The 12,099-nt window shown below is 60.7% G+C and carries 8 protein-coding genes; 4 read left to right on the forward strand and 4 right to left on the reverse strand.

The features are described 5' to 3' along the window. The first annotated feature begins 76 nt into the window (after positions 1-76). The gene (locus IPV69_RS06600) at positions 77-3,664 is read left to right on the forward strand and encodes a PA14 domain-containing protein (protein ID WP_206294130.1); all 3,588 of its coding nucleotides are present in this window, start codon (positions 77-79) and stop codon (positions 3,662-3,664) included. Positions 3,665-3,670: 6 nt separating this feature from the next. On the opposite strand, the gene IPV69_RS06605 is transcribed toward IPV69_RS06600, so the two are convergent. Together IPV69_RS06605 and IPV69_RS06610 are read right to left on the reverse strand one after the other, a co-directional pair. Further along, positions 3,671-5,134, reverse strand: coding sequence for a DUF1501 domain-containing protein (locus tag IPV69_RS06605; protein ID WP_206294131.1), 1,464 nt, complete (start codon positions 5,132-5,134; stop codon positions 3,671-3,673). A 157-nt stretch (positions 5,135-5,291) separates the two neighbouring features. Continuing rightward, on the reverse strand, positions 5,292-6,680 hold the full coding sequence (locus IPV69_RS06610; RefSeq protein ID WP_206294132.1) for a Gfo/Idh/MocA family protein: 1,389 nt from the start codon (positions 6,678-6,680) through the stop codon (positions 5,292-5,294). A gap of 285 nt (positions 6,681-6,965) precedes the next feature. Here IPV69_RS06610 and IPV69_RS06615 point away from each other — a divergent pair, with 285 nt between their 5' ends. After that, positions 6,966-7,751 (forward strand): type II secretion system protein, encoded by a 786-nt coding sequence (locus tag IPV69_RS06615; RefSeq protein WP_206294133.1) that lies wholly within the window; start codon positions 6,966-6,968, stop codon positions 7,749-7,751. Between the two features lie 24 nt (positions 7,752-7,775). Here the strand turns inward: IPV69_RS06615 and IPV69_RS06620 are convergent, their stop codons facing one another. Next, positions 7,776-8,570, reverse strand: coding sequence for an enoyl-ACP reductase FabI (locus tag IPV69_RS06620; protein ID WP_206294134.1), 795 nt, complete (start codon positions 8,568-8,570; stop codon positions 7,776-7,778). 232 nt (positions 8,571-8,802) lie between these two features. Further along, positions 8,803-9,114 (reverse strand): hypothetical protein, encoded by a 312-nt coding sequence (locus IPV69_RS06625; protein ID WP_206294135.1) that lies wholly within the window; start codon positions 9,112-9,114, stop codon positions 8,803-8,805. 539 nt (positions 9,115-9,653) lie between these two features. Here IPV69_RS06625 and IPV69_RS06630 point away from each other — a divergent pair. Together IPV69_RS06630 and IPV69_RS06635 are read left to right on the forward strand one after the other, a co-directional pair. Beyond that, entirely contained in the window at positions 9,654-10,121 is a 468-nt protein-coding gene (locus IPV69_RS06630; protein ID WP_206294136.1) for a c-type cytochrome, read from the forward strand. Between the two features lie 143 nt (positions 10,122-10,264). Beyond that, positions 10,265-12,067, forward strand: a complete 1,803-nt coding sequence (locus tag IPV69_RS06635; protein WP_206294137.1) for an Ig-like domain-containing protein — start codon at positions 10,265-10,267, stop codon at positions 12,065-12,067. Positions 12,068-12,099 lie beyond the last annotated feature (32 nt).

Below are 12,099 nucleotides of genomic sequence, written 5' to 3' on the forward strand. Positions count from 1 at the left end.
CGGTACGAGAGTCGCACCGATTGCAATGTTTGGTTCTGGCTCGTCCATCGGTGTCGACGAGGCCCTGGAGAAATGAATGTCAAATCGTCGATCCGTCGAACTCGTTGGTCGTGTCAGCCTGATGGAAGGGCTCGAGTCGCGCTCGTATTTCGCTGGAGTGGGGCAGGGCTTGGTGGCCGAGTACTTCGCCGACAAGAGCTTTGCTTCACTGGCTCTGGCGCGTCATGACGCGACGGTGAACTTTGACTGGGCCGGCGCGCCCGCGGCGGGACTGCCCGCCGACGGATACTCCGTCCGTTGGACCGGGCAGGTGTTGGCCGATTTCAGCCAAAACTACACGTTCTACGCCAAATCCGCCGGCGGTGTCCGCGTCTGGTTGAACGGGGTGAAGATCATCGACCACTGGACGACCCATGCCAATCAGGAAGTCGCCGGATCGATCGCATTGACCGCCGGCGAATACTATCCGATTTCCGTTGAGTACCGGGAAGAGGGAACCGGGTCGGTCCGTCTCTCCTGGAGCAGCGCGTCGACGCCGAAGCAGGTCATCCCGAAGTCGCAGTTGTATCGGGTGGGTACCGGAGCCTCCTCCGGGGGCTGGCTCGAAGGGCACATCGGGCCTGGAACAGGGTCGGTCTCAGGGTCGACGACCAGCGGAATCAACATCAAGAATGGCGCTGTGTCGCCGCCCGTCTCACCGCCACCCGTTTCTCCGCCGCCCGTATCTCCTCCCGTATCACCTCCGCCGGTCTCGCCGCCCGCGGCCGGTATCAACATCAACTTCCAGCCGGCGACCGCGACGCCCGTCGTTGGTTACCTGATCGACAACGGGGATCTCTACGGGGCGCGCAACGGACAGAGCTACGGCTGGACGATCAGCCACACCGATACCGTGGTGGATCGCGAGCTCCATGCCAACCAACTGCTCGACACCAACATCGGCGTGAAATCGGGAGGGAAATGGGAACTGGCAGTACCTAACGGCAGGTACACCGTCACCGTTGGCGTCGGTGACGCAGGCGCAGCGACAAACAACAACGTCTACGTCGAGAAGGTGAGCCTTTTCAACTACGTGCCGTTGCCGGCTAATGCGTTCCAGAGCCGAACCATTGCGGTAGATGTCGCCGACGGAAAGCTGACGCTCGCCACGGGATCTGCTGCAAGTGGCCTGACGCATTTCACCTATATCCAGGTCGCTGCCGACGCCTCTTCACCGCCGACAGTGCCGCCGGTCAGTCCGCCGCCCGTCACGCTTCCGTCGCTTAGCGGCTTACAGCTCTTGGACGCGTCGACCGACCTTGTCATCGGTGCATTCACCAGCGGCGCAACCCTCGATATCTCGAGCGGAAAAACTTACAGCGTGGTTGCCGAGCCCGGTTCGGGCGTCAAGAGCGTGGTGTTCGTACTCGACGGCGTGAAGGTGCGGACCGAGGGTTTTGCACCCTACTCGATTGCCGGCGAAACCGGACCCGATTTCGCGCCTTGGGTGCCGTCGGCGGGAAATCATACCTTGGTGGTAACACCATTCGCCGGCAGCAACGGTACCGGTCAGGCAGGCACAGCCATCAGCGTGTCTTTCTCGGCTTCAGTCGCACCAGTACAGGCAGGCGGCTTGATGTCGGCAGCTGCGGGTGCGGGTGCGTCCGCAGGTTCCTTCGGCGGCAGCCTTGACAGCTACCACTACCTCTATCGCATGGCTCGGGGGAATGCAGAGCTCACAGCCCGCCTCGATTCGCTCACGCCCGCCGGTGAGGGCGGCCTCATCGCCCGGGGCGGACTTACCGTTGGCGGCGCGTTCGTCGGACTGACCCGCGACGCCAATAGCGTAAGTCTTGAGTACTCCGGTGCCTCCGGCGGCACGGTGTTGACTGCAGGATCGCGCGCCGTCAGCGGCCCGGTCTATCTGCGGCTAGTCCGCGACGGCAATCAGTATGCAGGGTATTTCTCGTCTACTGGCGCGGCCGGAACCTGGCAATTTGTTGGGGCCGCCGGGGTCAACCTGGGTACGTTCAATTACCTCGGCATCGCGTCGGCAGTTGAGGGAACGACCGCGCGTTACTCGGCAGTAAAGCTCAAGACATCGAACCCGCTTGGCGGCAACCTCAACGCCATGTCTGATCGCGTGCAGGATCTGCCGTTTGTCGACCTAGTGAAGACCACGAGAGGCTTCTTCAATGCCTCAGGGCGTGTCAACGCCGCGACCGGACTGACCGACTTCGCGACCACCGACGCCAACGGCTGGCCGACCGAGAACTTCTTTTTTGATGTGGTGAACAACACTGAATGGGGCGTGCCGGCGGAGGCCGGAACGTATCCGATGAGTTTCAGCGGGCCGGCCGGCGTCACAGTCACCGCCACGCCAGGCGTTACGCTTCAAAAGCTGGGCTACTTGGCCGGCGTGCACACCTACAACGTGATCGTACCGGCCGGAAAACTAAAGCTGGGGTTCGCGTTCGCAAACACTGCCGGCCAGGTGAAGAACATTCGTGTCCTGCAGCCCGGCTATTCGCTGTCTAATGCGCCTACTTTCACCGCCAAATATTTGAATCTGCTTCGCACGACCAACCCTGGTGTCCTCCGGCTGATGGATTGGACCAAGACCAACAACAATCCCGTTGCGAACTGGTCGGAACGCAATACGCCATCACAGGCGACACAGGCCAAGTCGGCCGGTGCCGGGGAACTACAGCCCGTTAAGGGAATCGCATGGGAGTATGCAATCCAGCTCGCCAATCAGCTCGGCAAGAACATCTGGGTAAACGTCCCTGCCAAGGCCAGTGACGATTACGTTCGCAACCTTGCCAATCTGCTGCGGACACAACTCAACCCCGACCTGAACATCTATCTCGAGTACACCAACGAAGCGTGGAACCTCGCGTTCAGTCAAGCCAACTGGCTTCGCGAGGAAGCCGTTGCCGAGGTGTTCGCCGACAAGGCGGCCGGCCGGGCCTCGCAGCTCAATTACGACAACCTGCCGGTGGACACGACCAAGCCGGGCGGAACCAACCCCAACGCTTACGCCTGGGCAGAGCGGTACTACGCCCGCCGCACCAAGCAGATCACGGACATCTTCCGGCAGGCATGGCTGGACGCAGGGCAACCCGATCCGGTCAATTCCCGGGTGCGAACGATACTGGGCGCACAGATCGCGACCATGTCGCGGACGACCAACCATCTCAAGTTCCTCATTCAGTTCTACGGCGAACCGAAGAAGTTCCTCTATGGTGTCGGCGTCGCGCCATACGCCAACGTAAACGGTCGCCCACAGAGCACGGCGGCCGAGGTTATTGCGTCACTGAGTAAGTCGATCGATTCGTTTAACTTTGCCTCGCCCGTATCGCTGGCCAAGTCGTGGGGATTGGAACTGCTGGCTTACGAGATCGGCTTTGACACCTTTGGCCCGGACAACATCGCAGCAAAGCGCACCGCCAGCCTCGACGCCCGCATGCAGGAAATGGTGAATCGATTCGTGACCAGATTCTATGCGGCGGGTGGGAATCTGGCGAACTGGTTCACGGTCGGAGCGCGCAGCTACTCCAGTCCGTACGGAACCTGGACGTTGACCGAAAGCCTGGATGTGCTGAATTCTCCGAAGATCAAGGGGTTCCAGCAGGTCCGCGACGCCGCACCGGTCGCGACGAAGGCTCACGGCGTATTCGCATGACGCCGATCAAGCGAGGATCTTCGTCACGACTTTGCCGTGCACGTCGGTCAGGCGGAAGTCCCGGCCCTGGAACTTGACCGTCAGCCGGCGATGGTCGACGCCAAGGAGGTGCAGCATCGTTGCGTGCAGGTCATGGACCTCGCAGATGTCTTCGGCGGCGTTGTAGCCGAGTTCATCCGTCGCGCCGTGGACGATGCCGCCTTTGATGCCGCCGCCCGCGGCCCACATGCTGAATGCCTTCATGTGGTGATCGCGACCGCTGCCCTGGCCCATCGGCGTACGGCCAAATTCGCCGCCCCAGATGACGAGGGTATCGTCGAGCATTCCCCGCTGCTTCAGGTCCGTCAGTAGCGCCGCGCAGGGGCGATCCACTTCCTCGGCCTTGAGCTTGATGTCGTTCTTGACGTTGCCGTGGTGATCCCAGTCGCGGTGATAAAGCTGGATGAACCGTGTACCCCGTTCGGCAAGCCTGCGGGCGAGCAGGCAGTTGGCAGCGAACGAGCCGTCAGCTCCCTTCGTGCCATACATTTCCAATGTCGCCGCCGGCTCCTGCGAAAGATCCATCAGCTCCGGAACGCTCGCCTGCATCGCGAAAGCCATTTCGTACTGCGTGATGCGCGTCGCGACTTCCGGGTCGTCAACGACGCTGTTTCGCATCTCGTTGAGTTTCTGCACCGCCGATACGACATCGCGCTGCCGACTTTCGGTAACGCCCGGCGGCCGGGTTAGGTACAGCACCGGATCGCCTTGTCCGCGAAAGTGCACCCCCTGGAATCGGCTCGGCAGAAATCCCGCAGACCACTGCCGGCTGCTGATCGGCTGCATCTGCCCGCCGCGGCCGGCACTGGTCAGCACGACGAAGCCGGGCAGGTTGTCCGCCTGGGAGCCCAGGCCATAGGTAATCCACGATCCCATGCTCGGCCGGCCGGAGATGGTCGTACCGGTGTTGATGAACGTATGGGCCGGATCGTGGTTGATGGCCTCGGTCCGCATCGACCGGATGACGCAGATGTCATCAATCACGGAACCCAGCTGCGGGAACAATTCGCAGATCTCGATCCCAGCTTTACCGAACCGCTTGAACGGGTGCTGAGGTCCGAAGCAGGTGAGCTTTTTTCCCTGCAGTTGCGCGATCGGCTGCCCCTTGGTGAACGACTCGGGCATGTCCTTTCCGTGAAGTTCGCCGAGCTTTGGCTTGGGGTCGAACGTCTCAAGGTGTGAAGGCCCGCCCGCCATGCAGAGCCAGATCACCCGCTTGGCTTTCGGGGGGATGTGAAGGTTCTGCAGCACGCCGGGCCACCGGTCGAGCTTCGGCGCCGACGCACCTGTCGCGGCGGCCAGCGCGTCGCGCCCGGCGATTGACGAGAGAGCCAGCGCACCCACGCCTCGTGCAGCCTGACCGAGGAACGTGCGGCGTTGCTGTAGGCGGATCAGACTTCTCGCACCGGCGTCAAATCTTGCAGCTGTCATCCTGAGGTACTCCGAAGGACCTTGTACCGGCGCGCGGGAGGCAACCGAGCATCAATGTGCCAGCAACGAACGGATCGGCGATCGACGACATCTTCGGCGTGGACTTTAGCAGGTCGCCACGCGCACTTTTTCGGGCAGTCCATCCCGCTTACTCGCATCACACCTTGGGTGCCCACTTCGCATCGTAATCGCGCGACCAGTGCTTCATCGCCGCTTCATCGCCGACGATTCTTCCGGTCTTGGGATCGCAGTTCAATGTCCGACCGGTGCGGTATGCGATATTGCCCAGGTGGCAGATGACGACACTTCGGTGACCTTCCTCGATCTCGCAGTTCAGCTTCTCCTTGCCGCGAATCGTCTGAACGAAGTTGTCGACATGCCGGGTGTTGCCGCTATTGGTTCCTTTAACTGGCTTATCGAGCATCGGCTTGCCCTTGGGGTCGAGCAGATAGTACCCGTCCCCGTCGACAACCAAAGTCGCTTTGTCGCCGTAGAACGCGATGCCGTAACTGTTGCCTTCGAACCCGCGCGGATGACAGCTGCGGCCTTCCCAGAAGATGGCCTTGTCACCGTAGTCGTAGGTGACGGACAGGGTGTCCGGCGTTTCCTGGTCGTCCTGAAAGTGATAGCGGCCGCCGCCGGCGGTGACACGTTTGGGAAACGCGACATCCAGTCCCCAGCGGCAGACGTCCAGGGCGTGCACGCCGTTGTTGCCGAGTTCTCCGGTGCCCCAGTGCCAGAACCAGTGCCACTTGTAGTGGACGACGTTCTCCGTGTACTCGGTACGCGGCGCGGGCCCCTGCCACAGGTCCCAGTTGAGTCCCGCCGGAACGCTCGCCGGCGTTCGCTTTCCGGTTTCGGGACGGGTGTTCATGTACCACCCACGGCTCAGATAGACCTTGCCGATTTCACCTGCACGCACTTTTGCGATGCCTTCCATGACGCCAGACCAGCTTCGTCGCTGCGTGCCGTGCTGAACAACCCGGTCATGCTTCCGCGCAGCTGCGACGAGCATTTCGCCTTCGGCCGGATTGTGGGAGCAAGGCTTTTCTACATAAACATGTTTACCCGCCTGACATCCAAGGATTGCCGCCGGCGCATGCCAGTGGTCGGGCGTGGCAATGATGATGGCGTCGATGTCCTTGTTGTCGAGGATTCGGCGAAGGTCATCGGTGCCCTGGGGTTCGGTGTCCTGATACTGGCCGATCGCCTTGGCGGCCGCTTTCATGTGCCCTTCGTCGACGTCGCAGACATGGGTGACCACCGCGTCGGCGTTCTGAGCGAAGGTGCTTCCCACTTCCGTTCCGCGGCCGGCCGTACCGATCACGCCAATCCGCAACGGCTTGTCCGACTTGGCGGTCTTGACGATCTTCTTCACGGGCTTGGTGGTCGGCTGGGAAGGCTTTGTCGTTGCGGCAGGCACTTTTCCTGTCGCTGGTGCCGCCGAATCGGCGCCACTGGCAAGGCTCCCCATGGCGACAACGCCCATGCCCGCAACGCTCACGTTTTTCAGGAAATCGCGCCGATTACTTGTATTGTCCGCCATGTCGCTCCCGATTCAGGAAGAAGTGCACCAGGGTTGCCGGCCACGAGAATCGAACACCGGACCCGATCGAAGGACTATACCGCGTTCGCGGGTTGACGTGGAACCGACAGTTTTCATGGACTTTCACAGCCGCTAACGCTTAAGATAGGTAGCGGCAGTTGCTGTATTCACCTCTGAAGGTTGTTCAAAATCAGGTCGAGTTAAACGATCTCCCAGGTCTGCCGATCCGTATTAAGGCCCGAGACTCAATCACGTCAAAAGCTTCCCTGTCCCCCGGAGTTCGCCATGAAGCATCTCGAACCATCCCGTCTTACCGCCACAGATCGTTCGCGTAAGTCAGGTCGACGCGGGTTCACCCTTGTCGAGCTACTGGTGGTCATCGGGATTATCGCGCTGTTGATCTCCATCCTGCTTCCGTCACTCGCGCGGGCCCGCGAGCAAGGCAACAAGGTGAAGTGCCTGAGCAACCTTCGCCAGCTCGGGATGGCATTTATTGGCTACGCCAATTCCAACAAGTATTACATGCCGGCCGGAGCCCCCTACAACGTGTTCCGCGTCGAGGATTGGGTCCACTGGGAGACGTCGGGTACCGGCTCGGGCGGCGCGGGCACACGGAAGCTGGATGACTCGGCGCTCGGTCAGTTCCTCGGTCGCCCTTTCCCGAAGGACATGATGGTCTGCCCGTCCGATCGGAGTTTGGAGGGTCGTGCCCGACGCGGGCAGTACGGCGGGTACCCGTTCAGCTATGTGATGAACTCCCACGCGTCGCCGTTCAAGAGCGCCACGTACAAGTTCCCGATCACCCGTTATGTCAATCCGACCAACAAGATCCTCGTTTACGAGGAGGACGAGTCCACGATCGATGACGGTTGGGGCACCATGGATACCGGCAGCATCAACCTGCTGGCAATTCGCCATGACCGGGCACCTCTCGTGCCCGATACGGCGGCGGTAGGTCTCAGTTCAAACGGCGATCGACAGGGCAACGTGGTGTTTGCCGACGGCCACGCAGAGTTCATCGACCGCAACTCGGCCCACACGAACAAGTACTACGACCCGTTCGTTCGATGAACTCAAGCCGATTCGCCCTCGCGATCAGAGGCCGACGTTATTGAAGCCGGCATCCACGTAGAGCGTCTCTCCGGTTACGCCGCTGGACAGTTCACTCAGGAGATAAACCGCCGTTTTGCCAACCTCGTCGGCGTCGATGTTCCGCTTGAGTGGTGCCTTCTTCGGCGTGTATTCCAGCATCTCATCGATTCCACCGACGCCCATCGCGGCCAGCGTGCGGATCGGGCCCGCAGAGATGCAGTTCACCCGGATCTTCTTTTCACCCAAGTCATACGCGAGATAACGCGCGGTTGATTCCAGCGCCGCCTTGGCAACGCCCATCACGTTGTAGCCGGGAATCACTTTCTCTGCGCCGTAGTAGCTCATCGCGACGACCGATCCGCCATTGGGCATCAGCGGCAACGCGGCGCGCGTCAGTGCGATCAGGCTGTAGGCGCTGATGTCGCATGCCTGCGAGTAGACTTCGCGCGGCGTCTGGGTGAACACGCCCTGCTCTTTCTTGAGATAGTCCTTGTTCGCAAACGCCAGCGAGTGCACCAGGAAATCGATGGTGCCGAAGCGCTCTTTGGCGGCGGCAAAGAAGGCGGCAATCGACTCGTCCGAGCCGACATCGCAGGTGTGCAGAAAGGGGTCGGAAATTCCCAGCTCGTCGATCGACTTTTTCGCGCGGCGGAGCGACTTGTCAGCATCGCCCATGACGAGGTAGCCGAAGCCGCAGGTCGCGCCGTGCTGAATCGCGTTATGACCGATATGCCAGGCGATCGAACGATCGTTCGCCACGTTCAGAATCAAGCCCTTTTTGCCGTCCAACAGACCCATAGCGTCGCTCCTTCTTCAGCCGACCAAACAGTCGGCGCGTTTGAGTTCAACGAGCAAGCTTAAAGAGGGGACGCCAATGCGACAAGCGAGGGGAGGCCGCAGGTGTGAAGTTCTTTTCCCAATCCACCCGTAATGCAAAGTCGGCGCAGGGTTTAGGCACATCAGCGGGCCGGCGAGATCGGCCCTATGGGACCTTGCGACCGGGTTTGGAAGTGTGGGAACGGCTCGGGGCTCACTTCTCTTCGGAATCGCGACACGCCGCCAGCAGGAATATCCGTTCCTGGAGAAGGTTTCTGATGTCGTGAACGATGCGATCAACACGCTTGGTACCAAGCAGTTGCATCAGCTCGGCTTCCAACGCATGGCAACGCGCTACTTCAACACGTAGTGATCGGAGTTCTTCGTCCTTCGACGACTCGTCCGACGATGACGCGGTGCCGGCAGCGAATCCGACGTGACTTGACGAGAGGGACGGAAGTGTTGGCTGCGACATGAATAGGTTTGTTGGTGAGTCGAAACCGGGTTGCGATTGGCGGTTGAGCATCGGACTACCCTGTTTTGTTTCTGTGGCGAATTGCGAAAAGGGACTTCGTCAATCCGCTTAGTGACTCTTAACGGACCGCCAAGCGAACCGAACGGCGAAAATGTGACAATTGAAACCCAACGAGCAACTCCGTCGTAATTGAATCGAAGCCAACTGGATGGCCATGGCAAGTTATTGGCTTAAGTCTTCACCAATGGCTTACTCGCGTCGATTCAAAGGTAAGCAAACCGCGTGCTGTGCTTCATCGTGGCTTCATCCATGCCCGATAGCGGCGGTTTCAACGTTATTCCGCGACATTTCGTCGCGTGTGGCACCGCTCAAGTGGGCCAAATGAGGCGCGTCATTTGTTGCGTCCGGTTCCTCAAAGCGTGGGATCAACCCTATTCAGGGCGGTCCTGTCGTCCCAACCTGAGGCAAGATGAAGGGTCGTTAGTGGGGTAAGGATGCGGTTCGACGGGCTTATCGGACTGCACGAGGTGACTCGAACCAATCGGACAATTGATTTCGTCAGTGAAGTGACGTTTTCAGAAGGAACTGCTGTGAACACGCATATGACATCGTTCGTCCGCCACCTGTCGGTCATCGCCGTCGGATCTGTTGCGCTGCTCGCTTTGGCCAGCGGCTGCGACAAAGCGGTCGGTGCGACACAGGACACCCCCAAACCCGCGGTGAAGGTCTCTCTGGGCTCTTCCGACGCCGCCGACGGTCAGAAGTGGTTCAATCAGGCTTGTGCGGCTTGTCACGGATTTAACGGCCAGGGCATGCCGCGCCAGGGGCCGACGCTCCGAACTAGTCAGTTCGTGTTCGAACATGCGGACGACGAGCTGGTCGACTTCATCAAAGCCGGCCGTGCTGCGACCGATCCGAAGAGCCTCATGAAGCTCCAGATGCCTCCGAAGGGTACAAATCCCGGACTGACGGACGGACAGCTCAAGCAAATCGTTGCTTTTATCCGACAGTTGCAACAGGAAGCCGGCTCGGGACAGACGGCTTCAGCCGGGCTTTAGACCATGCGGCTTTAGACGTAACTGGGATTCGTTCCATCGAAGGTTCGCCTTGGCAAGGTCTGAGGCGAACTTTTCAGTTGAATGGGCATGATTCATTCCGTGTGCCCGACCGACACCGCGCCTTCAATTGAAAGTGAACCGTCATGAGCACGTTAATCGACCATGCGGAAGACGATGACGATCTGCCCGTAGCCGTTCCGGTGGAGCACGCGCCGGCGGCTCCGAGGTCGCCCAGTTCGCTCGGCCGCCGCATCCGATGGGGTCTGATTGGTGCGATGGCGATCGCGGTGGCGGTATTGCTCGTTCGCGGCCGGGGCGTCGGCCAGTGGATGAAACAGACGCTCGGCATCAGCGGCCAATCGCTTGCTCCGCCGCTGGTCATTGGCGCTCGTCCTTCCGACGGGGCGGCCAACGTGAAGCCTGACGAGGCGCTCTCTTTCCGCATGAGTGCGCCCAATGGGGCACTTGCTGCTGCCACGCTCAACTCATCGAATATCGTTCTCCGCAAAGCGGACGACGAAACGCCGATCGAAGCAGCGATCTCGCAGTCCACAGGATCGGACGGCATTACGACCGTCACCCTTCGCCCGGCCAGAACGCTCGACGGCATGACCCGTTACAAGCTGTCCATTGGTGCCGGATTGAAGGACGCCAAGGGCGTGGCCGCGGTCGCCAGGACCATCTCTTTCAGCACCGGTTCTCTGGCCGATCCGTCGATCAAGTTTGCACAGGTGTCTCTGCCTACGGCTGGCGGTGCGGGCTTCACGTGCGTTCAGATGGGCCCCGACGGTCGGCTTTGGGCTGGCAGCGATGAGGGTCGCATCTACCGCTTTCCGATCACGGCCGACGGCACCCTCGGAAAGCCTGAGGTTTTCACAGCCCTGCAGGAGACCAACGGCGGGAACCGCTTGCTGACTGGATTCGCATTCGATCCCTCAACATCCAGTTCAGCCGACCCTTCGAATGGCACGGTAACGATCTGGGTCAGTCATGGCTGGTTCGGCTTTGAAAGTGCTCCGGACCTCAGCGGCAAAGTATCGCGAATGGGCGGCAAGGGACTGGCCGATGTTCATGATGTTGTGGTGGGGCTTCCGCGATCCGTGAAAGACCACCTGACAAACCAGCCGGCGTTCGGACCCGACGGTGCACTGTACATTCCGCAGCCCAGCAACAGCGCGTACGGGGCTCCGGATGAGATATGGGGCAACCGACCGGAACACCGTCTGAACGCGTCAATACTGCGACTGGATACGAAATCTCTCGGCCAATCACAGACCATCGATGCCCGCACGGCCGACGTCGGCGGGAGTTACGATCCCGACGCACCGGCCGCACCCCTGACCATTTATGCCAAGGGCATTCGCCTCGCGTACGACCTGCTCTGGCACAGCAACGGCAGGCTGTATGCCGCAGTCAACGGTTCCAGCCCGGGCGGCAATACCCCCGCCGGTGCGAAGGCGCCTTCCCTGAAGGCCGTGACCATGACGGAACACGACTGGCTCTTTGATGTTCGCAAGGGGCGCTACTACGGTCACCCCAACCCGGCCCAGGGGCACTACATCTTGAATGGCGGAAATCCGACGGCGGGTAGCGACGTCGCTGAGGTGACCGAATACCCCGTCGGCACCCAACCCGATGCCGACTGGACGCCCGCTGCCTATGACTTCGGAACGCACGTTTCACCCAATGGCACGGTCGAGTTCAAGTCTGGCGCGTTCGACGGCAAGATGAAGGGGAAGGTGCTCGTCTGCCGCTACAACAACGGCAGCGACATCCTGTGCCTGGACCTTGATGAAAAAGGCCAGGTTCGTACCGCCCATGTCGGCATCCCCGGGCTCACGAAGCTGGCTTCCCCGCTGGACATCGCCGAAGACCCCAGTACCGGCTGCCTGTACGTGAGTGAGTACGGCGCGCAGAAGATCACCCTGCTGCGGCCGGTGAAGTGAAGCTCTTGCCCTGCTGCTCTATCAGGGCTTTC

It is taken from the genome of Humisphaera borealis (genome assembly GCF_015169395.1).
Classification (GTDB): domain Bacteria; phylum Planctomycetota; class Phycisphaerae; order Tepidisphaerales; family Tepidisphaeraceae; genus Humisphaera; species Humisphaera borealis.